General features: G+C 55.9%; 20 protein-coding genes. 8 read left to right on the top strand and 12 right to left on the bottom strand.

Annotation, left to right across the window (positions count from 1 at the left end; genetic code table 11):
* Positions 1-1185 precede the first annotated feature (1185 nt).
* Positions 1186-2052: a protein kinase domain-containing protein gene (locus tag Poly41_RS00900; protein ID WP_231615306.1), complete on the top strand. Its 867-nt coding sequence runs from the start codon at positions 1186-1188 to the stop codon at positions 2050-2052.
* Between the two features lie 22 nt (positions 2053-2074).
* Here the strand turns inward: Poly41_RS00900 and Poly41_RS00905 are convergent, their stop codons facing one another.
* From Poly41_RS00905 to Poly41_RS00950, 10 genes are all read right to left on the bottom strand, one after another.
* Positions 2075-3064: an ABC transporter substrate-binding protein gene (locus Poly41_RS00905; RefSeq protein WP_231615307.1), complete on the bottom strand. Its 990-nt coding sequence runs from the start codon at positions 3062-3064 to the stop codon at positions 2075-2077.
* 133 nt (positions 3065-3197) lie between these two features.
* A complete protein-coding gene (locus tag Poly41_RS00910; protein ID WP_197230979.1) occupies positions 3198-4007 on the bottom strand; it encodes an ABC transporter permease in 810 nt (269 codons plus the stop codon).
* Positions 4004-4765 carry an ABC transporter ATP-binding protein gene (locus tag Poly41_RS00915; protein ID WP_146524054.1) on the bottom strand — a complete coding sequence of 254 codons (762 nt, stop codon included), beginning with the start codon at positions 4763-4765 and terminating at the stop codon, positions 4004-4006. Before Poly41_RS00915 ends, Poly41_RS00910 begins: the two co-directional genes overlap by 4 nt.
* Positions 4762-5946, bottom strand: a complete 1185-nt coding sequence (locus Poly41_RS00920; protein WP_146524055.1) for a cadherin repeat domain-containing protein — start codon at positions 5944-5946, stop codon at positions 4762-4764. The genes Poly41_RS00915 and Poly41_RS00920 overlap by 4 nt, the downstream gene beginning before the upstream one ends.
* On the bottom strand, positions 5943-7637 hold the full coding sequence (pilM, locus tag Poly41_RS00925) for a type IV pilus biogenesis protein PilM (protein ID WP_146524056.1): 1695 nt from the start codon (positions 7635-7637) through the stop codon (positions 5943-5945). Before pilM ends, Poly41_RS00920 begins: the two co-directional genes overlap by 4 nt.
* A 12-nt stretch (positions 7638-7649) precedes the next feature.
* Entirely contained in the window at positions 7650-9293 is a 1644-nt protein-coding gene (locus tag Poly41_RS00930; protein ID WP_146524057.1) for a type II secretion system minor pseudopilin, read from the bottom strand.
* A complete protein-coding gene (locus Poly41_RS00935) occupies positions 9290-10282 on the bottom strand; it encodes a prepilin-type cleavage/methylation domain-containing protein (protein ID WP_146524058.1) in 993 nt (330 codons plus the stop codon). The genes Poly41_RS00930 and Poly41_RS00935 overlap by 4 nt, the downstream gene beginning before the upstream one ends.
* Positions 10279-10827 (bottom strand): prepilin-type N-terminal cleavage/methylation domain-containing protein, encoded by a 549-nt coding sequence (locus Poly41_RS00940; RefSeq protein WP_146524059.1) that lies wholly within the window; start codon positions 10825-10827, stop codon positions 10279-10281. The genes Poly41_RS00935 and Poly41_RS00940 overlap by 4 nt, the downstream gene beginning before the upstream one ends.
* A complete protein-coding gene (locus Poly41_RS00945) occupies positions 10824-11441 on the bottom strand; it encodes a prepilin-type N-terminal cleavage/methylation domain-containing protein (protein ID WP_197230980.1) in 618 nt (205 codons plus the stop codon). Before Poly41_RS00945 ends, Poly41_RS00940 begins: the two co-directional genes overlap by 4 nt.
* 14 nt (positions 11442-11455) lie before the next feature.
* A complete protein-coding gene (locus tag Poly41_RS00950) occupies positions 11456-11947 on the bottom strand; it encodes a type II secretion system protein GspG (protein ID WP_146524061.1) in 492 nt (163 codons plus the stop codon).
* Between the two features lie 364 nt (positions 11948-12311).
* On the opposite strand from Poly41_RS00950, the gene Poly41_RS00955 reads away from it, so the two are divergent.
* From Poly41_RS00955 to Poly41_RS00965, 3 genes are all read left to right on the top strand, one after another.
* Positions 12312-13784, top strand: a complete 1473-nt coding sequence (locus Poly41_RS00955) for a hypothetical protein (RefSeq protein WP_146524062.1) — start codon at positions 12312-12314, stop codon at positions 13782-13784.
* Between the two features lie 108 nt (positions 13785-13892).
* Positions 13893-15329 carry a DUF6298 domain-containing protein gene (locus Poly41_RS00960; protein WP_146524063.1) on the top strand — a complete coding sequence of 479 codons (1437 nt, stop codon included), beginning with the start codon at positions 13893-13895 and terminating at the stop codon, positions 15327-15329.
* A gap of 169 nt (positions 15330-15498) precedes the next feature.
* Positions 15499-16449, top strand: a complete 951-nt coding sequence (locus Poly41_RS00965) for a ThuA domain-containing protein (RefSeq protein ID WP_146524064.1) — start codon at positions 15499-15501, stop codon at positions 16447-16449.
* A gap of 113 nt (positions 16450-16562) precedes the next feature.
* On the opposite strand, the gene Poly41_RS00970 is transcribed toward Poly41_RS00965, so the two are convergent.
* Entirely contained in the window at positions 16563-16976 is a 414-nt protein-coding gene (locus tag Poly41_RS00970; protein WP_197230981.1) for a DUF2784 domain-containing protein, read from the bottom strand.
* Between the two features lie 317 nt (positions 16977-17293).
* On the opposite strand from Poly41_RS00970, the gene Poly41_RS00975 reads away from it, so the two are divergent.
* On the top strand, positions 17294-17785 hold the full coding sequence (locus tag Poly41_RS00975; protein WP_146524066.1) for a DinB family protein: 492 nt from the start codon (positions 17294-17296) through the stop codon (positions 17783-17785).
* A 7-nt stretch (positions 17786-17792) separates the two neighbouring features.
* The gene (locus Poly41_RS00980) at positions 17793-19028 is read left to right on the top strand and encodes a DUF819 family protein (RefSeq protein WP_146524067.1); all 1236 of its coding nucleotides are present in this window, start codon (positions 17793-17795) and stop codon (positions 19026-19028) included.
* A 6-nt stretch (positions 19029-19034) separates the two neighbouring features.
* On the opposite strand, the gene Poly41_RS00985 is transcribed toward Poly41_RS00980, so the two are convergent.
* A complete protein-coding gene (locus Poly41_RS00985) occupies positions 19035-19838 on the bottom strand; it encodes a class I SAM-dependent methyltransferase (RefSeq protein WP_146524068.1) in 804 nt (267 codons plus the stop codon).
* Positions 19839-19970: 132 nt separating this feature from the next.
* On the opposite strand from Poly41_RS00985, the gene gap reads away from it, so the two are divergent.
* Both gap and Poly41_RS00995 read left to right on the top strand, forming a co-directional pair.
* Positions 19971-20966, top strand: a complete 996-nt coding sequence (gene gap / locus Poly41_RS00990; protein ID WP_146524069.1) for a type I glyceraldehyde-3-phosphate dehydrogenase — start codon at positions 19971-19973, stop codon at positions 20964-20966.
* Positions 20967-21187: 221 nt separating this feature from the next.
* A complete protein-coding gene (locus Poly41_RS00995; protein ID WP_231615308.1) occupies positions 21188-21946 on the top strand; it encodes a LuxR C-terminal-related transcriptional regulator in 759 nt (252 codons plus the stop codon).
* Positions 21947-22001 lie beyond the last annotated feature (55 nt).

The raw sequence follows: 22001 nt of genomic DNA on the forward strand, positions 1-22001 counted from the left end.
AAATCATCCCGTCAACTCGGCGCCAAGTTGGCTCGATCGAGTCTCACCGCCCCCATCTCGACCAAAAGTGAACCGCTGGCCGTTGACGCTGCGCACAGCCTCCACACCTTCCGCGAATGTTTACTTTACCTCTCCCTCTGGGCTCACTGTACCCCACATCCTAATCCGGTGATATCTTTTTGGCTCCTGGTCCGAATGTGTTCCATGCGTTGGACAGGTCGTGGCAGCGTTGCATTCCGATCCACAAGGTCCTCGTCGCTTGTCCGATTTTTGCGAAGGTGTAAGCTTGCTGAGGCTCTTGCGCACCTAGGTTTTTTGGCTCATCCGGCGGAAGCGTGCGCAGGAGGTTTTCGAGGCATCTCTCCGGTGTCCCATCATTGCTGGCAGGAGCTATTTTCACTTGTTATCGTGCAGTTGCCGGTAGAATCGTGCAGTTGCCGGTAGAAACGGAGTCGAGCTCTGCAGAGGTGCAACTTGACAAGGGATATCCCGGTCGACGGTGCGCCAAGGGTGCTACCGGTTCCCTGCGGACGACCGACCGTCGGGGACTCTTTTCTAAGAGATCATTGGACACCGGAGCCATACCTCCAAAAAACCTTGAGTCTGGGTTCCGCGCGCTTCGGTCGGATGAGCCGGATTTTTGACCGAGGAGTCCGACAGCCACCGCACCCATGAACCGCACCTCCGTGCAACAGGCTTTCCCATGTTCGCAGCACCAGCGCGAACCGCAAGGCAGCAATCATTCGCAGCGGTTTGTCGAAAGTCCAGAGCGAAATCTCGTCACCTACCCCGCAGATGTATTAGACACCACCCGAGATGCGCGGTACAACGAGCGCTGCGCGGGCAGGGGTAGTTGGACACCGAAACACTGTGTTCGTCACAACTTAAAAACCGGACGACCTCCGCGCAGCGAGGGGGAGGGCCGGCATGGAAACAGTGCTGGAATCGCCGGAAGTCTTGACGACTTTTGCTACAGCCCCAACCCTATCGTTTAATCGGGACAAGGCACTGGGGACTCGCCCAGCCCGAGTCAAACTAGGCAAGCCTGAAAGCCTTTGCGGCCCAACTGACCTCCGTTCGATCCTCGCTAGCGCCGTGGCCGATCCTAACAGCAAGAGACTTGCTCCAATCGTCTCTTTGGCTTGAAGCCACTATTTCAATCACCCTGCTGGTGGGAAACGTGTTGTGCCGGAAGTTTCGCCCAAGAATCTCACTTCGCCCAAAGCTCTGACGCGTCGTAAGAATCAAACCGCGACCATCAATCGCAGACCGATTTTGGGGATTTGGCGACTCGGAAGAGCCATCCATCAAAGTGACTTTTCCGAATTGACGCTGGCCCAGCCAGCCGACGCGTTGGGCAGCCCCCGCTGGGATTACGTGTTGCGGCGCGGCGAAGGCGGCAACGAGATGGAAAGTCTGAGGCAGATTCGGCAGTTCACCACCTGCGCCACTCAAGTCTTCCACCCCAACTTGGTCGCCGTCTTGGATGCATCCGACAGCGGATCGTCTCCCTTTTTGGTGATGCCAAGGCTGGAAGGAACGACGATGCAACACCATCTCGACCATCAACCGCCCAAAGCGTTACCGGTAGGATTGTGGCTCGTTCGTCAAGTCAGCCAGGCTCTCGAGGCGATGCATGTCGCCGGTTGGGTGCACGGCGATGTCAAACCAGAAAATGTCATGGTCGGATCCACCGGGCACGTGACGCTGATCGACCTGGGGTTTGCCGAACGAATCCATTCGGCTCCGAATCGGCTGTTCCGAGGAACGCCTGAATACGCAGCCCCAGAATCCGTATCGGGGCAATCGGTGACGCTCCCCGCATCTGATATCTTTTCGCTCGGACGGATGCTGTGGCGATGGATGACGAAAGTCAACGTTCCGAACGAGTTGCAGCTATCCCCGGTCGCGGAGTTGGTGGAGAAAATGATTGCGGAATCCCCAAACGATCGCCCCACTGCGGCACACATCAGTCGCGAACTGTTACGACTGGAGATCGAAAGCCTGGGATGCCACATCGAACCCGATCGACGGTCACGGCGCGCAGCGTAGCTTTACGCTAACAGGTGTAGCATTACTCTAAGAACTGAGTCGTAAAGCAATCGGCCGCCGAGACCTTTTCCGAGTCGACCACGCCCAGATCGACCATTTGCTTGACAAGCGTTGTCCAGCGTTCCGCGGACATCTGACCGACCGATTCCATGGGCAGCTCGTTCGGTAACGCCAACGCCTTGAGCTCGGCACTGCCGTATTCCAATGCCTCGGCAGTCATGCCGTGCTGGTTTGCTTCCAAGATCGCTGCATTTCCCCTTGTCGGATCCTCCAAGTAGTGAATCCAGCCACGACGAGTCGCTTGCACAAACGCTCGCACTTGATCTGGGGCGCTACGAATCAGATCGCCACGGGTGATCAGCACGCTCGAATAGGGGTTCCACCCCAACTCACTCAGCATCAATTTGCGTACCTTCACGCCTTGTTGCTCGGCAAGCATCGGCTCGGCAAAGGAATACGCTTGGATGGCGATGTTCCGATCGGTCACCAAAGCCGACACGCTGCCGTGATACGGAACCTCGCTCACATGATCGAGCAAGCCTTTGGAACGCATGAAATCGAGGAAAACCCGGCCGGTCTGCCGCTGCAGCGTCTTGCCCGCCAAGTCGGCGAACGTTTTCACGCCACTATCCTCACGAACCAGAATGCAGCGGGGATGATTCTGCATGGCCGCCAAAACGGCGACCACATCGGCCCCCTGAGCTCGAAACAGAACGACATCATCTGCGTTTGCCATCGCGAACTCGACGCGACCGAGCAGCAATTCCGGTGCCACCGGCGTTGCCCGACCGCCACTGCGGATGTCCACTTCCCATCCTGCGTCCGCATAAGTGCCATCGGCCTGCGCTTGGTACAGACCGCCATGTTCCGACTCGGGGTACCAATTCAGCTGGACCGATACTTGGGATGACAAACCTTCGGGGGCCGAAGTCACCTTGGGACCACCACAGCCAACGGCAGCGAGTAAAAAAGCCAAGGCCAGAACCAAGAAACCGCGTTGCTTTCTATCCATGTCACACATCATTCATCGAGCGGAAGCAGCAAACAAAATCCCAACGAAACCAGTCCCTACCGACCACGGTTGACACCGTAACGGCGCAAAACGGTGAAGGCGTTGCCTCCCCCGACTGCGATGACCGCGCCAACTACCGATTACGATAGCCGGTTGTCCAGCGGCGGAGAACCGTGACGGAAACCAAACGAACCGTGCCGAACAGGAACAATCCCAATATGGCTGAAGCAAAAATGGCTGCGATCAGCGCATCGGTCCGCTGAAATGCTTGCCAACCGGTCATCAGCGTCCCCAATCCGTTGTAGCTCGAACCGTTGCCAACAAAAAACTCCGCGACGATCGCTCCAATCACCGCCAATCCGCTGCTCGTCTTCATCCCCACCACCAAGAACGGAACGGCGGAGGGGAACTGTAGCCCAAACAAACGCTTGGTTCTTCCAGCACCGTAAAGTCGAAACAAGTCGCTCAGGTCATGCTGGACCGACAACAAGCCTTCGGTCACGCTGTTGACGATCGGAAAGAAACAGATGATGACCGTCACAAGTACCACCGTGCGAAACTGATACCCGCTCCATGTAATCAACAGCGGGGCGATCGCGACAATCGGAACCGTTTGCAAAAAAACCACATAGGGGAAAAACGCCTTGCGGATCCGATTGGATTGGCTAAACGCGATCGCCATGAGGCAGCCCATCGCAATGGCGGCCCCCAAACCTGCCATCGCAGCGATCGCGGTGACCACGGTCCCTTGCAAAAGAGCGACTCGTTCACCGATGGCCGCAGCAACAACTTGTCTCGGCGAGGGCAACAAAATGGGCGGCAATTCGAAACACCAAATGATGGCTTCCCAAAGCAACAAGCCAACCGCCGCGACACCGACCACCCAGCCCATCTCCCAAGCGGTCTTTTTCCACCCCGCCGGATCGGCGCAAACAACCTTCATGCGTGCTCTCGCAACAGATCGCTCAACTTGCCGTAGATTTCGCCAAACGCCACTTGTCGCCTCAACGATTCGTTTCTCGGCCACGGCAGCGCATTGTCGACCGAGTGTTCGACGCGTCCCTTTCGCATCACGTGGATGGAATGAGCCATCAAGCTGGCTTCACCGATATTGTGAGTCACCATCAACATCGTGAACGCCCGTTGGGCCCACAACGACAACACGAGCTGTCCAAGCTGGTTGCGCAGCATTTCATCGAGTGCTGCAAACGGTTCGTCCATCAGCAGCACACTCGGCCGGGTGACCAGTGCTCGCGCCAACGAGACACGCATTTTCATCCCACCGGATAACTGATGAGGCAAGCGGTCATGGCTGTCGGCCAAGTCGACGCAGCGAAGCACGTCCATCGCCGCATCGCGTCGCTCCACTGCCGACACGCGATGGATCAATTCCAGTGGCAACATCACATTTTCGATTGTCGTTCGCCAAGGCAACAACGACGGCTGTTGGAAGACAAACGCAACCTCTCCGTCGCTGCCCACCGCAGGCGGTTCCAAGTGAACGCTGCCCGACGTGGGGCGTTGTAGCCCCGCGATCAATCGCAGCAGCGTCGTCTTCCCACAACCGCTCGGGCCGATCAGCGCCGTGACCTCGCCGGCGGGAAACTCGATGCTCACATCGTCCACGGCTCGCACACCGCCGCCGAAATCAAGCGAAACATGATCGCAGCGGATCGCGGCAGCTGTCGACGCGATACTCAATCCACCATCGCCTGCTCGGCAGCCTCGGCCAACACTTCGCCTTGTTTCAATTCGAATCGTCGACCCTCGCTTTCCAAAACAACGTATTTGGCGTTCACATCGATCACTTTGCCTTTCACCTTCCCAATTTCGAACTCGTCACCGACCCGCAGTTTCAAAGTCTTGCCGCGAGTCCGGACGTTCATCCAAGCTCGCCAATCTTCGCGACCACGCACCAAACCCGTCAGCACGGTTTGCGTCGCATCGTCAAACTGGTATTCCGGTTCGGGTTCGGGCTCCGGCGGTGGATCCACCACTTTGACCGTCACTTTTTGCTCCGTGGTTCGATTGGGATAGCCACTGTCCACCACGCGGACCAAGACATCAAACTCTCGTTTCTCATCCGACTTGACGGTCAACGTCCCTGTCCGCTCGTCAAGCTTGACCGACTCGATCGGCTGCTCGACGAACTCGAAACTCAGCCGATGCTGCTCCGGATCTTTGAAGGTCAAGGGCAGTGTTGTCTCTTTGCCGATGATCGCTTCGACCGTGCTGTTGCCCGTAAATTCCGGAGCTTTGTTTGGCGGCTCGAAGAAGTTGCGATTCAAAATGCGATTTTGATAGACCGTCAAGTCCGGATCCACTCGCCACGATTGATCCGGAATCGGCTTTGATTCGTCGGACGCTGCCATTAAGGCCAAAGCATCGATGCTCATCTTCAAATCGAGTTGGCCTGGCTTGTCACGAGCCGGGCTGATCGACAACTTGCTGATTCGCTGCAAATAATCCTTCGAGTAGAAGGCGTGCAGCATCTTGACCAATTTCGTCAGATCCGTTCGTCCGTCGACGCTGTACGACAATCGGCGATACAGGTCGCCCACCGGCATCGTTCCGCTCGGATTGACTCTCGGGTCACTCAACTCGCTCTGATGCAACATGTCGAGTAACCAGCTCTGGTAATCGCTGCGAGCTCGTTCAGGGTTTCCCGGCAACGAACGCGACAGGTATTCACCCATTTGCCGGTCCGCATAGGCACCTTGCAGCAGCCGTTCTTCGATTTGAAGCTGCTCATTGCGCAAGGTCTCAATCCGGTTCGAACGCGTACGCACCGCCGTGCGGTACTTCGTGAACCCCCACTGCAACGCGACCAACACAAACAACCCGCCAACGGCGATCGATAAGATTCGTTCTCGCTGAGTCATGCTTGCACCTCCTCGGAAACCGATTCCGACTCGGTCTCGGATGGCGTCTCGGAGGATGCCTCGGTTGCTGGATCGGTTGCTGGATCGGTTGCTGGCTCCATGAGGGGCTCGGAGGCCGCTTCGGTTGGCGGCTCCGATGAAACCTCTGGTGACGGCATTACGGAATCGATCGACTCGGCCGGTGCCGTTTCGGCAGCCTCTTCCGCTGGATTCGGATCCTCTGTGCTCGGCAGCTCCTGCTTTTCGTTCGCCGCTTGAATCCCCTCGTACCGCAAGCGGTGAGCATAATCGGGTGGCATCGAGATCTTTTCGGTAAAGACCCACCGATAGGCATTTCGCCCCTCCTGCTCGCTAGCCCCTTCACCGACAACGCTATGATCGTCGTCTCGGATCGCTTCTTCGAGTTTTTCGATCACGCTCTGGTCGCTCGCCGATCCTGTCAACGTCACGGTACTAACCCCGGTGCGTAAGTCACTCGATGCAACGACCGATTTCAGCATCACTTCATGGGACGGAGGCAGCTTGGCCGCGATCTTTTGTAACTCGTCCAACCAATTTGCATCCGCATCTAAGAATTCATCGACCTTTTCGGTACGAGCGACGCTCCGGATCGCTGCATCGACCTGTTCTTTCATCCCTGCGTTCGCTTGACTGAGCTGCTCGATCTCGCTGTCAAGGCTGCGGAGCTGACGATAGCCGAGGTAGCCCATCAACAGCGCGGCTGCGACGGGGATCCCAATGATGGCTGCGGTTCGCCAACGACTGGGTTTCTCTTCGAGCCGTTGTCGTGGATTCAAAAAATCAATCAGCCGTTCGGGGCAGACTTCGTCGCATGCCAACAATCCGACCAACGGTGCTAACCGACCGACGTGTTCAGGCAGCCGATCTGCGGTTTTGCGATCCACATCGACCAAATCGAACGGATTGACCATTTCCACCGGCGCCCCGGTCGCTTCGGCCAACTGATCCACCTCTCGCTTGTGAACCGACTCACGTCCCCACAGCACGACTTGTTTCGGCGTCCCGCTCGCGCCGCAGGCCATTAAACTGCGTCGGAGCTCACCGACCAGCGCCCGCGGTCGCGCGGTTTCACTTGCGGCGATACGAACCGTCCGCACAAAAATCACGTTGCCGTCTCGCACGACGATGATTTCGGCATCGTCATTCAATAGATCCACCAAGACCGTGTCGCCCTCGCCCACGTTTCGCTTCGCACGACTCAGAAACAAGGCGGCAGCGGCAAGTGGCCGCAGTGCAATTCGCTTAACCTGCAATTCCGCGTCGCTGCAGACCTCCTTGATCTCTGCGAGCTTGTCCGGAGCCACCGCAGCGGCAATCGCTTTGACTCCTTGTTCACTACGAGAAGTGATCAAGTAATCGATCGACGCACTGTCGCCAGCGGAGGCAAAATTGCGAATGGCTTGGAAGCGGACAATATCGGGCAATTCCTCGTCCGGAACGGGCGGCAACTGCAATTCGCGCAGTTCGGCCTTACCACGCCCGATCGCAACCAACGCTTCGTTCTTTTCAAGACCCTGTTCCGAGACGAACGTACGAAGCGTCTTGAAGACGTCCGTCGATTCAAGCGGCAGGACGGCCGCGTGGGTTACGGTGACCTGTGTCCCACTGCAGTTCCCCACAACGATTCGCAGTTCCGCTTCATCCCAGTCGATTGCTAGTTTCTTTGGCATGTTGTTTCAATTTCAAAAGTTGTCATCAAGCATCGCACGTTGCCCCAGTACCGTCAGTTCGAAACCGCGGCCGAGATGGCTGAGGTCTTTCCATGAAACCACCTTCGGATTCACGGTCGTAGCATCAATAATAACTTCGCTGCGGCTCGATATCCCGGATTCTTCGAAATATCCGATCAATTGGGCCCGATAGACATCCCCACCACCGGTCAGCAGGGGGATTAGCATCCGCATTTGGTCGATCGTCAGAATCCCTTCAACCAATGGCCAGGTTGCAAACTCGCGGTTGGGATCGTCGGAATCGGTCTGGCGAGCTTCCAAGATCGCCTGAACCGTCTCTTCTTCCAACGTCGGAATCCCGTAAAGCAGCTCAGCAGGGCATTCATTTAAATTGATTCGTCCGGGCAAGGCTTCCACGTCTTGGGTTGCAATCACGTCCATCAAAATCGGCAAGTAAATTGCCATCGAAATCGGGTCTTCGAAGAAGGGCGAGGCGAAGGTTTGCGCATTGTCACCATTGCCGATCGTCACGGTTGCACCGACAACGTCCAAAACTTGGTTGATCGGATTTCCAGCGCCACCGCTGAGATCGATTTGGTCCATCACGTCCACCGACCACGGTTGCGGCGATCCGGAATCCTCGCCATCCCCCCCGGCCGCATCGGCCATCGCTTCGACCATGGACTTGCCAGCGATACGGTAAGCCACGATGAAACTGGCGTAGGATTCGTCGCCAATTGCATCCAACAACTCATCGTAAAGCGTCTCCATGTCTTCCTGGCTCACATTGACGCGTGGCAACCCGTCACGCGTCTTGTTCCCTTCGGCACCGTACACCGTCAAATACGACGCCCACCCGAGTGCGCCGGGCGTTTCCACGCCGACCCCAAACCGCTGTTGCTCATCCGCGTCAAGCACCCCGTTTCGATTCGAATCGGCGCCAAACAGAAGCGTCGGTGTCACACCCCGAACCAGCAACAATTCCTCGACACTTTGCAGCGATCCGTTGCTGGGCGAATAGGGCGTTGTCAACGTCGTGTAGTATTCCGCTTCGGCGCCGTACGGCCGAACGTCTTCGTCCTCGTCAAGCCAATCCAAAATGGCATCCGCAACATCTTCGGTCATCCCCGGCAGTGCCATCAACAACGAAACGGCGATATTGTCGGTGTCCAACTCGTCACTGGAAAGCGTGTCCTCGTCGGCGCCAGTCAGCGCCAGCGCGGGCATCAGCAAATCCGAGTTCTGCTCGAGCACGATCAACGTGTTGATGTTCAGCCGTGCCGATTCGTTTTGCAACCCGAACCGAATGCCACCGTACATCCCCGTTTCCGTCAACCCAGGCGCGATCACCGAAAAGTTCGAGGGGCTGACGTTGTCGGCCCCTAGCGAGACGTTGATCGCTTGAAACATGGAAGGGTTGTTGTAAACACCGCCATAATCGAGCCGCATCGCGGGCGGCTGCGACAGCATCAACCGGATGGAGTCGATACCGGATTCCACATTGACGCGTGCTTGGACTCGGTCGCCGGCCAAGTAGGCGGCATCGTCATAGGCAATCATCAGTTCAGTGAACGAATAAACCGCCATCGTAGCGATCGCGATCACAACCAAGACGAGCACAAGAAAGAAGCCGCCCCGTTTTCGTGCTACGCTCATAGCCCCACCCCCGTCAAATCTTCTTCGCTCTCTTCGATCGGTCGAGCCATCGGCAGCCGAACAATGTGAGTAAAAACACGCGTCGTATCGACGCTCGACAAATCGCTCGTGTCGGTCAGTGCTGCGGTCGGATCGATCATCGTCATTTGCACCTGCACCGCCATCGGCAATTCACCGTATTCATCGCTGTTCCACTCGATCAACCACATCATTCCGTCCCAGTAGGCAAACTCAATCGATGTAATCTCGGGTGCCAACAGCTCACCGGTTTGATTCAACATTGACATCGAACCACTGTTGATCGCTTCCAACGTGGCGAAGCGGTCGAGGGAACGACGGACCAAACCACCACCGGTCGATTCGGTTGGCGCGGCGGTCGGATCGTTGCTCATGTTATCGAGCGGATCGATCACACCTGCGATGGTGCCAGCCTGCTGCACAAAGTAGGTGACCGTTTTGAGATCGCTGGGGACGTCTTGGAGGTTCCCGACGGTGGCATCCATCATCACCGTGTATTCTTCGAGCCGTGGCAATCGACTTAAGTCGACTTGGATTTGATACTGGTTGCCGATCAAACCCGGCGTCTGCAGCACCGATGCGCCTGACTGCAAATCGGTCAGCCCCGCATCGGCAACCGGCGTGACCTCTTCTTCTTCCTCAAAACCTGTATCGATTCCCGCAGCCGACAGATCTTCCTCGGAGGACGCCCCCCCCGGCTCAGCTCCGCCGACTTCTTGAGTCGCAGTCGATGCGAGCAAGGTTTCGAGTGCCGCCGTATCAATCGGTTTTGGATGCACCGCGGCCCGCAAATCGTCTTCGATCATCTGCATCACCGCAGCCGCCAATTGGACTTGCCGAATGTCCATGTCTTGGACCGTTAACGTGCGAGCGTAGAACTGGATTGCCCCACCCACCAAAATGATCAACACGACCGACAACGATAACGTCAACAGCACTTCAATCAGCGTAAACGCATCGCGGCGGATCATATCCCGCCTCCTTCGCTCGTGTCTGCCTCGGCCGCTGCCGCTGCCTCTTCCGCAGCAGCCTTCTCGGCAGCCTCGGCCTCTTCAAGTCCTAAAGCCGGATCGATCATCCACCGTGTTAACGCATAGGTCACCGAGGCTGCCCCACTCTCCGATGGGTTTGCTTCCACGGTCACACGGACCACCAACAACCCATCCATTGGCGCCGGCAGGACCTCGACCGAGTAGGCGAAGGGTGTGAGGGATCCGGAATCGGTCGATGCGATCGGCGTACTGGGAACGCTCTGTGGCGACACGTCCTGCAACAGCATCTCGCTGAGTTTGGTTTGACACAAAATCCGAGCCACTGCCAAATCACGCGACTCCATCGCGGCATCAATCCCGGTATCCGAAATCGTACTCAGTACCGCTAGCGATCCCCCCAAAATGGCCAACGCGAGCAGAATTTCCAGCAGAGAAAAGCCTCGTTTGCAGCGAGCGCCCACGCGACAATCCCGTTTCCTGCGGAAAACGGCTCTACCGACAACGGCCAATAACCAATCCCTCATGGTGCCGTCACCTCGGTGACCGTCACATCACCGGTAATGCCTCGCACGCGAACGACGATCCGCCCCGCGCTGGGATGCAGCAACGTGATGGCGGCCGTGCTGGTCGTCCCGTCAGGATAAAACAAAATGGGGTTCAGGGTCATATTAGCGGCATCGGCATCTGGCGAGGCCAGTGCTTGCTGCTCCATGCCGATGGACCGCGTCGAGGTAAGGACTGCAATCGATTCGATCGTAACATCCTCGGGCAATTCAATCGTCTTGTCTGCTTCAATTTCCAAAGGCATCGCCACCACGGTCGACTGGTCGGCCCCCATCAGCAATCCAGCCTGCGAATTCGAACCCGCGACTGATTCAATGGCGTCGGATGCCGAAGCATAGGGTTTGGCTGTCAGCGTTGCACCGCCCACTTCGCCTTGGACCATCATCACGCGCCCCTCGCGCATCGAATCGACTCGCAATCGGGTCATTTCGACTCGAAGCTGCTCCGCGGCACGAACCAAGCCACGATCGCCGAGCACCGTACCGATGTGGGGAATCGCCACCGACGCAATCGCCGCAAGAATGGCGAGCGTGAGCAGAAGTTCAAGCAACGTGAAGGCTGTGCGACGAGACAAGGTAGATTTCGCGATCAAGACCCTTCAACGACGATGTCATCATCCGTGTTGACCTGGCCATCAATGCCGCCGCTGCGGATCTCGTAGGTGTTGCCGTTGACCGAATAGACGAGTGGGTTCTCCCAAGCATCGTTGGGAACTTCGTTGATGATCGGAGCGATCCATTTGTCCTTCTTTGCGGAATCACTCGGCCCGTCACGCAACGCTTCGAGCGTTTCGGGGAGCGAGTTCATCCGAATTTGGTACATCTGAATACTGTTTTTGAGTGAATTGAGCTGGGTTTTGGTCGCATTCACGTTCGCTTCCTTTGACGCCCCGCCGATGTTCACCATCACAATCCCGCCAATCACGACCAAGATCGACAGCACCAAGAGCAGTTCGAGTAGGGTAAAACCGACGCTTCGACGCCACAAATTGCGATGGCGCCGTGATCGGATCCGTGGACTCGGCGAGAAAGAAACGTTGCGGCTGCGGCGCTGCGATAGCGAGGGGCAAATGGGCTGCATTGCAAATCTTGACGGGAAAGGGAAGGAAGCGGGTGGCCAAAATCGAGACTACAGTATAGTAACCTCGACGAGGCCGAAAAGTTCCGACAAAACGGCCACCTGCGTACAATCGAGTTTGGCCGGTGGAACCATGCCGTGTCGGAAGGGACCTCTTTTTTGGTCCATCAAGGCAAGCGGATTGCCCTCAAGATGCGTAGAATAGGCAAAAGTGCTCAAAACCCGCATCTTTGCTCACGAATTGACGCGTTGAACAGTAGAATTGGGCCAAGCGGTAAATATGCTGGGTGAATTGACTCTGGTCAGCCCTGCATTGGGGCGTTCCCCGGCTTTTCCTTCGTTCCTCTTATTTCCTGATCGAAAACCCATGGTTGCACGCGACGATTCGGTCATCCGCGGCAGTTTAATTGCCAGTTTGATTTTTTTGGTCCTTTCTCTTGCCTTGAACGCATTCCTTTGGATGACCGTTGACCGGCAATCCCAGGATGTCAGCTTGGCAAAAGAAAGCCTGTCCTCGGCTCAATCTCAATTGAGGACCAAAGAGGACCAGGTCAGTTTGATGAAGGCGATGATGAGTGGTGGAGTCACCGACGAAGAATTCGCCCTACTTGCCGAAAGTGCCAGCGGCGACCCCGAAATGGAAGCGATCGAGCAGCAGTATGTCCAGAACATGTCGCTATTTAGCGCCGATTACGAAGAACGAAGCTACGCGAAACTGCCTGAGTTTTTGATGAACGCGATTCGTTCGCGGAATGACCAATTTCGTGAAGCAACCGAAAGCGTTCAACGGATCCGGGCTCAAGCCGAAAGCGACGTGGACAATGCCCGCAAGGCCCAAGCGGTTGCCGAGCAAAAAGCAGCCGATTTGCAGAAAAAGCTTGATGCGGAAAACCAGTTGTTCACGGAAGACCGCGAACGAATCAACAAGGAAAAAGAAGACACGCGCGATAGCCTGACTCGTATGGACCAAGAATACAACGCTTATCGCAAGACAAAGACCGACGAGATCACGAAGCTGTCGCGAAAGAAGGACTTGCTACAAAACACGATCGATAACCAGAAGCTCGAACTCAACAAGATGCAGAGCCCTCAATTCGAAAGCACTCAGGGTCGCATCCGTTTTGTGCGGAACGATCTGGTAACGATCAACCTTGGATCCGCTGATCAGCTGCGACCGAACGTCACCTTTGGTGTGATCGCAGGGGACGAAACCCGGCTGAAAGATGCCAAAGTCAAAGCCACCATTCAAGTGACGCGAATTTTGGATGACCACTTAGCGGAAGCCCGCGTGGTCGCTCGCCCGGCGATCGAATACCCGATCATCCCCGGGGACCAGATCTATTCACCCTTCTGGGCTCCAGGCCGCAAAGTTAAAATTGCGATCGCTGGCGATATCGACATCGATAATGACAAACGCCCGGATACCGAATCGATCAAAGGCATGATCCAAGCCGCCGGCGCCGAAGTGGTCGCCGAGGTGGCTGCCAACGGCGATGTCAAAGGAAAATTGGACGCGAGTGTTCGATTCTTGGTGCTCGATGATCAAGCGGAAAGCGAAACCGGCGACGAGATCGATGCGGACAAATTGAAGGCGATTGGAGCGATCAAAGCGCGTGCCCGCGAGCTTGGCGTGACGATCATTCCGGCTTGGAAGTTGCAAGCCTACCTGAAAACGATCAACGATTCGTTGACCACGCCGCTCGGATCCGCCACCCGTGGTGAAGATTTCGCGCCGCAATCGAACATCGGGACCAACCAGCGTTATCCGACGGCGCTGCCGGAAATCTACACCCGTCAAGTTGAGGGCATGCAACAAGGCAACGAGATCCTCTCGCCCTAGTGCCCCGGGCTCTCGATGCTTCGCGGTTTCCTGGCTATGATTGGGGCGATCGGTTGAAGGGACACGCACCTCAACCGAGATTCCTCCGCTTGAAGCAGGCACCTCCCCATGACGCTCCCCACCGTTCGATCTGCGTTACTCGCCCTCTTGTTTTCAGCCACCCTGAGCACCGTCGCGACGACGCAAGCGATTGAGCCTTGGGATGAAAACCCATGGCATTGGTCACAGCATGGCCAACCGGTCATGCTGCTTGGCGGCAGCGACGATGACAGTTTGTTTCAATGGCCCGAGCAGACGTTGGTCAAGCAACTTGATCGGATCGCGGCTGCCGGTGGCAATCTGATTCGCAATACGATGAGTGACCGCAGCGACAAAGGCTTTGAACTCTATCCGTTTCGAAAGCTCGCGAACGGCATGTACGACCTGACTCAGTGGAACGACGAGTACTGGGAACGGTTCGAGCGGATGCTCGCTGAAACAAAGCGTCGCAGCATCTTTGTCCAGATCGAAGTATGGGACCGCTTCGACTACACGGATTCAGGAAAAAACTCTCGCGGCTCTTCGCATTGGCAAGACCACCCCTACAACCCTGCCAACAACGTCAATTACAGCTTCGAAGAAAGTGGTTTCGAGAAACGCTATCCGGATCATCCGGGCCAAAACAAGCAACCGTTCTTTTTCACGACGCCAAAACAACGCAACAACAAGGTCGTGCTCGCCGTTCAACAGGCGTTCGTGAACAAGATGCTCGATCACGCGTTGCCCTACGAACATGTCCTTTACTGCATTGACAACGAAACCAACGGGGAAGCCGCCTGGGCAGAGTACTGGGCCGAGTTCATGCACCGCCGTGCTTCCGCAGAGGGCAAACAAATCATGGTCACCGAAATGTGGGACGATTGGGATTTGACGGCCAAGCGACATCGACAAACGTTTGACCGCAGCGACCTGTATGCTTACGTCGATGTCTCGCAGAACAACCACAACAAAGGACAAAAGCACTGGGATAATTTCCTATTCGTGCGAAACTACCTGACAAGCAAACCACGTCCGATGAACACCACGAAAACGTACGGAGCGGACGGCAACAAGTTCAAGCATACCGATCAAGACGCGATTGAACGGTTTTGGAGGCATTTGCTTGCCGGTGCGGCATCGATTCGTTTTCACCGACCTGATTCTGGTCTCGGAATCAACGACAAAGCGGTTGCATGTATCCAAGCAGCCCGAGCGGTCGAATCACTCGTGCCGTTTTGGAGCGTCGATCCGGCAAACGAGTTGCTGACCGACCGATCGGAGAACGAAGCCTACCTTGCCACCAACGCCGATCGCAGCATCGCGGTCGTCTACTTCCCTGCATCCGACGAGGACCGATCGGTACAACTTGACACCCAAACCGAATCAACGAGCGTAGAAATTCGTTGGATCGGAATCGATCGGGATGGCAAACAATACGATCCGACGATCGAATCGGCAGCGTCAAGCCGATTGAAGCTTGTGCCGCCAATCGCCGGCAATATGGTTGCCGTTGTCCGACAACGCTAGCGATCGCGATTTGGCAAGACCTCTTAAAACGATCAAGAAAATCCCTACATCAGTTATCAGCGAAATTCGTGTTATTGCAACACCATCCTAGCGACCAACGGGAACGGGCTAACGGAATTCGAGCGGTAGCTCGCTTCGCTTGCGGTCGCACCGCACTACGAGAGAAACAATGAAACGAACCCTTTTAGCTACCTTCATTCTGGCCGTGGTCTCGAGCGTCATGGCAGCGGACTACACGGTTGCCCCGCAAGTCCGTGGAGAGATTCGCCCTCCGGATCAGCAGTGGCAGCGGAAGATTGAATCGCTTGCCCCCAAAAAGCCAACGGCGCAACCCGAGGGTCCCCGCAAAGTTCTCGTGTTCTCACTGTCAACCGGCTACAAGCATCAGGTCGCACCTCATGTTTCCGCAATCATTAAGATTTTAGGGATCAAGACCGGTGCCTTCGAAGTGACATCGAGTGACGATGTTGAAGTGTTTACCGAGGAACGTCTAGAAGGTTTTGATGCGATTGTCCTCAACAACGTTTGCCCAACGGGGCCAGGACGGGATCTGTTCGTCGACGTGCTCAACGACCCCGATCGGGCCCGCGAGTTGGAAGCGAACCTGTTGAAATGTGTCGAGAAGGGGACGGGCTTGGTGGCGATTCACGGTTCCATCGCCTTTCAAAACAACTCGACCGCAGTCAGCGACATGCTGGGTGGCAGCTTTGACTTTCACCCGAAACGCCAAGGAGTGACGTTGGATCTGGTGGAACCTTCTCATCCCTTGGTTGCAGCCTTTGAAGGGAAGGGCTTCCTCCACGAGGACGAACCGTACCTGTTCAAGAACGCCTACAAACAAAAGAACTTTCGTCCGTTATTGGAAATGGATGTTTCCAAACTGGATGAAAAGACCCGAAGTAATCCATCGGTGGTGAGCGATGTTCGCTATGTGGCTTGGGTCAAGAGGCATGGCAAAGGGCGTGTGTTTTACTGCGGCCCCTCGCATCAGCCGGAAAGTTATGAAACGACCGCCATGCTTCGCTTCCTGCTCGACGGCATCCAATACGCGCTCGGCGACCTGCGCTGTGACGATTCCCCCACAACGAACAGGAATCCGATTGCTGAAAAGGCAAAGTAGGCAAGCCATTCTCAGGGGATACTCCATCGGATCGATGGGAAGGCGCCACTTTGTGAGCGGCAGGGCGTTAGCGTGAAAAACGATCAGTTCCGCCCTGTTTTTGAGCCGACGGCTCATCTCCCCGTCGCACTGGCCCCTTGTGTATCGAAACGAGGTGGAATCCAGACCCACATGGCGATGACGAGCGAGGCAAATAGCGAGTAAAACAGCGTAAAGACCCAAGGCTGCGCATCAAAAAACATCGCATCGTGCAGCCAGTTGGCGATGAAATCGCCCTGCAAAGCGGGGCCGCCCGCCGCGAGACGCATTTGTTGCTCCCAAGTCGTCAACGGGCAGGTGATGCCGGCCCAGGCCTCCAACACGACAACCAAGATCATCGATACGTGGAGACAACGGAACCATCGGTTTCGCACCCATTCCCAATTCCGCCATCCGCCCAAGATCGTCACCGGCACGGCAAGAACCACAAACGTGACGTAAGCAAAATGGATCGCAACAATCAGTTCGGTTAGGATTTGGTAGATCATCTCGCAAGCCCTTGGGTCAGTTTCTTGGCAGCACACTAAGTAAGACGATTCACGGGGCCCCATGGTTTTTTGGAATCAACCGAATTCCTCACACCCATCAAATTTTTCGATTGCCCAAACCATTCGGTACAGAGCGTTTTGATCAAGGAAACGGTTCTCGGATGGCGCGTCCACTGCCGAAATGCTCTAGGGTAGGCAGCTGGAAATTGGCGGCGTTCGCCCACTGCTGCTGGTGATTGACCGACAATACCGCTACGATTTGAAGCTCCCGATCCCTACTCTTCTCTTCTCTTCTCTTCTTTTCAGCGAGATACCCGATGCAAGCCAAAGACGCGATTCGTTCCGCGATGAATTTGAGCAACCTTGTCTACAAGAGCTACCTCAGTGATTTCGAAGATGCGGAGTTGATGTGTCGCCCTGGTCCGGGCTGCAATCATATGGCTTGGCAAACGGGCCATCTGATTGCTTCCGAGGTTTCCCTGCTGTCAACCGTTTTCCCGAAGGATGCGGTTGAGCTACCCCAAGGTTTTGCCGAAGCCCACAGCAAAGAAACCGCCGAGTCCGACGATCCAGCCGCGTTCTTAACGAAACAGGAATACATGTCGTTAATGGAAACGGTTCGCGAACAAACACTTGCGGTATTGGACCGTGCAACCGACGAAGAGTTATCGGCCGCTTCGCCCGAAGCGTTTCGCACGTGGTGCCCGACCGTTGGTGACATGTTTGTCCTGATCGGATCCCACCCCCTGATGCATGCTGGTCAAATCGTCCCAATACGCCGCCAGCTTGGAAAGCCAGTCCTGTTCTAAGATACTCATGATTGAAAATGATGCGGTCATCCTCGGGATGTTGATGGGGATCTTGGGGTTCGTGTTTTGGACGAGCCACCATGAGTCTCGGTTTTGGAGATCGTTCTACTCGGTCTTTCCGATGCTGCTATTGTGCTACTTCTTGCCATCACTCTTAACGCTCTCTGGCATCGTCGACCCGGCAAACTCCCAACTCTACTTTGTCGCCACTCGATTTCTGTTGCCCGCCAGTTTGGTGCTGTTGACGCTCAGTATCGATTTACGTGAAATCGTAAAGCTTGGTCCCAAGGCGATTGTCATGTTTCTGACCGGTACGATCGGAGTCGTCTTGGGAGGGCCAATGGCCATTCTGATCGTCGGAACGTTTGCACCAGAGTGGGTGGGAGGCAGCGATGCTTCGGCGGTTTGGCGAGGTCTTTCGACCGTTGCCGGCAGCTGGATCGGAGGGGGTGCGAATCAAGTTGCGATGAAGGAGATCTTCAAGCCTTCCGATGAATTGTTTAGCGTGATGGTGGCGGTGGATGTGATCGTCGCCGAAGTTTGGATGGCCTTCTTGTTGCTCGGAATCGGCAAATCAAAGTGGATCGACCGGATGCTGAAAGCCGATGCATCGGCGGTCGATCGTTTGACCGAGAAGATGGAAGCATTTTCGCGTTCGACCCTGCGGGTGACGACGACTGTTGACCTGTTCCGGATCCTCGCGTTCGCCTTCGGAGTGACGGCGATCAGCCATCTGCTCGCCGATTCGATCGCCGGATGGGTCACAGCCAACGCACCGACGCTGGACCGTTTCAGCTTGGACTCCAGCTTCTTTTGGTTGATCCTTTTGGCAACGACCGGCGGCGTGCTTTTGTCATTCACGCGGGTGCGGAACCTCGAAGGCGCCGGAGCCTCCCGAATCGGATCGGTGTTTATCTATTTCCTGGTGGCGACGATTGGATTGCAAATGGATATCGCTGCCATCTTCACAAGGCCAGAACTATTTGCCGTCGGCGCGGTATGGATGCTGCTTCACGTCGGTTTGCTGTTTGTCGTTGCATGGTGGATTCGCGCACCTTACTTCTTCTTGGCGGTTGGCAGCAAAGCGAACATTGGCGGTGCGGCGAGTGCACCGGTTGTTGCGGCCGCTTTCCATCCGTCACTCGCGCCGGTGGGTGTCTTGTTGGCAGTCGTTGGATATGCCTTGGGCACCTATGCGGCGTACTTGTGCGCGCTCATGATGCAAGTGGCTGCACCCTCATGATCGGTGTCATTGGGCGATCACGATAAAACCACCCACTTTCCCAAACCGACGGTTGACGATCGCGGAACCATCGGTGGCAACACGAAGCAGCTCCCTCACCTGCCAACCGGTTGCCCGCAGATCAGCCGCCAGTTCCTTTCGACTGAAGCGGTGCATGAACATCTTGTCGAGACCACGATAGGCGTAGACGCTGTCTCCAAACTCATGGTCTGAGTTGAACCATAATCGTGCTCGGCTTGCGACCATCGCTCGGATTCCCCCGGGTTCATACAGCGCCGCCCAGCGGTTGTGGACATGCAGCACGAACTTTCCGCCCGGGCGGACAATGCGTCGGAGACTGCGGAGCATTTCACGGCGGTTTGATCCTCCTTGAATCATCCCCAGCGTGCTGAACATACAAACCGCATGATCAATGGATTGATCAGCGAAACCGTCGATTTGGACCAGGTTGGCCCGCACCGGATGGATTCGGTCGATCAGGCTCTGCTGCTGAGCCTTGGTGACAAGGATTTCCAGCATGCGGTGGCTAAGATCGACACCGATGACGGTGTAGCCACGTGCGGCCAAGGGGAGCGCCGTCCGGCCGCTGCCGCATCCGAGATCGATAATCGACGCATTCTGACCCGATTTCCGAGTCGGAAATTCGGCTGCGACGATTTGTTGATCCAGCCGGCAGAGGGGAGTATCTGCCACAAACGCGTCGTAATGGTCGGCGATCGTCCGCTCATTGACGTAATCCCACGTTCCAGAGGAAACACCGACCGGTCGACGCCATTCAGGCGGCGAAGCTGACTTCGGGGGCTGGTTCAATTGGGGCCTGCGTTTCTATAATCCGCGAATTGAATCGCAACAAGGGTTGGGTTCTTTGATCAGTCAGTTTTATTCGGACGCCGGATCTGCGACATGGCCGGCCTACAATCACCGTGAGGAGAAAGAGGAACAATGGCTATACGAGTTGCAATTAATGGTTTCGGTCGAATCGGACGTATGGTTTTTCGATCGTCGGTCCTTCGTGACGACATCGAGGTGGTAGCAATCAACGACTTGTTGGACGTCGATTACCAAGCTTACATGCTGAAGTACGACAGCGTCCACGGCCGCTTCAAGGGCGACGTCTCGACGAAGGGCGGAAACTTGGTCGTCAATGGCAAAGAAATCCGCATCACAGCAGAGACCGACCCTGCTAAGTTGGCATGGGGCGACGTCGGAGCCGACATCGTTGTCGAATCGACCGGCTTCTTCCTGACACAGGACTCGGCCAAAGGTCACCTTGATGCAGGTGCTAAGAAAGTCGTGATGTCTGCGCCTCCGAAAGATGACACTCCGATGTTCGTGATGGGCGTCAACTGCGAAAGCTATGCTGGACAAAAGTTCGTCTCCAACGCGTCCTGCACGACCAACTGTCTTGCCCCCCTCGCGAAAGTGCTCAACGACAACTTTGGCATCAAGCGTGGTTTGATGACCACGGTGCACGCGGCCACCGCGACACAGAAGACCGTCGACGGACCTTCGAAAAAGGATTGGCGTGGCGGACGCGGTATCCTGGAGAACATTATTCCCTCGAGCACCGGCGCAGCGAAGGCCGTCGGCAAGGTCATTCCTGAACTCAACGGCAAGCTGACCGGGATGGCTTTCCGCGTACCGACTTCGGACGTTTCCGTGGTCGACTTGACCGCAGAATTGGAAAAAGAAGCGAGCTATGAAGACATTTGTAAAGCGATGAAGGCCGCTTCGGAAGGCAAGATGAAGGGCATTCTTGGCTACACCGACGAGAGCGTCGTTTCGACCGACTTCCGTGGCGAGTCTCGTACGTCGGTGTTCGATTCGAACGCGGGAATTCAGCTTGACAAAACGTTTGTCAAAGTGGTTTCTTGGTACGACAACGAATGGGGTTACTCTTGCAAAGTGCTCGATCTTGTCGCCAAAATTGCGGACTAGAACGAGTGATCAGATGTATCACATCAAAGGCTCGGCGGGAACGTCGAGCCTTTTTGGTTTGGTAGCCGCAGCATACGATGGACGAAAGGCAGTAACCAGACTCTTGACCAGCTCAAGCCCAGCAGCAACGCCGTCGTTCGATCGGTTTGGTTGTCGCTCCCCGACCAAGCCACAACGTGGGGCTTGGCACCACATTTCAGAACCAAAGCGAATGAAGTCCTATGGTAAACCTATTTGATTCGATTGATTGGGCCGATATCTTTCGGGTAGAACCCGGAATCGGTTTGGCCATCATTTCAAAAGAGGGAAACATCCTTTATTCCAACGGCGCGATTCTGGCACTCTTTGGGGTTCCCAGTCGTGACCCACAAACTCAATCAGCGCCACGGAATTTGGGCGACATCTTCCACCCCGATTTCGCCCGCGAGCGGATGGAATGGATCAAACAAGTCTTGGAAGAAGGCCGACCGCTTCGAGCAAGGCATATCTATCAAGGCCAACAAATTGTCTCGACCATCTACCCGGTTGGCGAATCGATGGTTCAGAAGTTCCGGGGCACCGTAGAGCAGCCACAAGCCGCTGGCGACGAACCGGCCACGGAAGTCGATTCGGAACATCCCCCAGAAGGGACCGCCGCGGTGCATTACGCTTTGTTTATCTCCAGACGCGATGGACAAGAAGACTCCAGCGAAATTAACACGGTGTCGAGCCAGTACATTGACCTCGGCTGCTTGTCCTCACTGAGCAAGCGAGAGCTCGAAATTTTCATCCTGTTGGGGCATGGCAACAGCGTTCCGGAGGTTGCCAGAATGCTTCACCGCAGCCCGAGAACCGTTGAACGACACAAGACGGAAATTGGGCGAAAGCTCGGTTACTCGTCGCTTGCCGAGATCGCCAGAGCCGTCGGGCACGTAGGACTGACCTACGATCATCTTCAACTGGAACGATTGAAGGCACTGGCCGATCCCGAGTCGAACTAGTGGACCGTCAGCAGTAGATTTTACGGTAGTGGATTTCGCCAGTAATCCGTCACTC

The sequence above is a fragment of the Novipirellula artificiosorum genome (assembly GCF_007860135.1).
Lineage (GTDB): Bacteria > Planctomycetota > Planctomycetia > Pirellulales > Pirellulaceae > Novipirellula_A > Novipirellula_A artificiosorum.

Excerpts from the sequence above, each read along its gene's own strand:
- Poly41_RS00955 (WP_146524062.1), top strand. The coding sequence starts at position 12,312 with ATGGTTGCACGCGACGATTCGGTCATCCGCGGCAGTTTAATTGCCAGT.
- Poly41_RS00930 (WP_146524057.1), bottom strand. The coding sequence starts at position 9,293 with ATGAGCGTAGCACGAAAACGGGGCGGCTTCTTTCTTGTGCTCGTCTTG.
- Poly41_RS00960 (WP_146524063.1), top strand. The coding sequence starts at position 13,893 with ATGACGCTCCCCACCGTTCGATCTGCGTTACTCGCCCTCTTGTTTTCA.
- Poly41_RS00905 (WP_231615307.1), bottom strand. The coding sequence starts at position 3,064 with ATGGATAGAAAGCAACGCGGTTTCTTGGTTCTGGCCTTGGCTTTTTTA.
- Poly41_RS00965 (WP_146524064.1), top strand. The coding sequence starts at position 15,499 with ATGAAACGAACCCTTTTAGCTACCTTCATTCTGGCCGTGGTCTCGAGC.
- Poly41_RS00995 (WP_231615308.1), top strand. The coding sequence starts at position 21,188 with ATGGTAAACCTATTTGATTCGATTGATTGGGCCGATATCTTTCGGGTA.
- Poly41_RS00910 (WP_197230979.1), bottom strand. The coding sequence starts at position 4,007 with ATGAAGGTTGTTTGCGCCGATCCGGCGGGGTGGAAAAAGACCGCTTGG.
- gap (WP_146524069.1), top strand. The coding sequence starts at position 19,971 with ATGGCTATACGAGTTGCAATTAATGGTTTCGGTCGAATCGGACGTATG.
- Poly41_RS00920 (WP_146524055.1), bottom strand. The coding sequence starts at position 5,946 with ATGACTCAGCGAGAACGAATCTTATCGATCGCCGTTGGCGGGTTGTTT.
- pilM (WP_146524056.1), bottom strand. The coding sequence starts at position 7,637 with ATGCCAAAGAAACTAGCAATCGACTGGGATGAAGCGGAACTGCGAATC.
- Poly41_RS00975 (WP_146524066.1), top strand. The coding sequence starts at position 17,294 with ATGCAAGCCAAAGACGCGATTCGTTCCGCGATGAATTTGAGCAACCTT.
- Poly41_RS00940 (WP_146524059.1), bottom strand. The coding sequence starts at position 10,827 with ATGAGGGATTGGTTATTGGCCGTTGTCGGTAGAGCCGTTTTCCGCAGG.
- Poly41_RS00950 (WP_146524061.1), bottom strand. The coding sequence starts at position 11,947 with ATGCAGCCCATTTGCCCCTCGCTATCGCAGCGCCGCAGCCGCAACGTT.
- Poly41_RS00970 (WP_197230981.1), bottom strand. The coding sequence starts at position 16,976 with ATGATCTACCAAATCCTAACCGAACTGATTGTTGCGATCCATTTTGCT.
- Poly41_RS00935 (WP_146524058.1), bottom strand. The coding sequence starts at position 10,282 with ATGATCCGCCGCGATGCGTTTACGCTGATTGAAGTGCTGTTGACGTTA.
- Poly41_RS00980 (WP_146524067.1), top strand. The coding sequence starts at position 17,793 with ATGATTGAAAATGATGCGGTCATCCTCGGGATGTTGATGGGGATCTTG.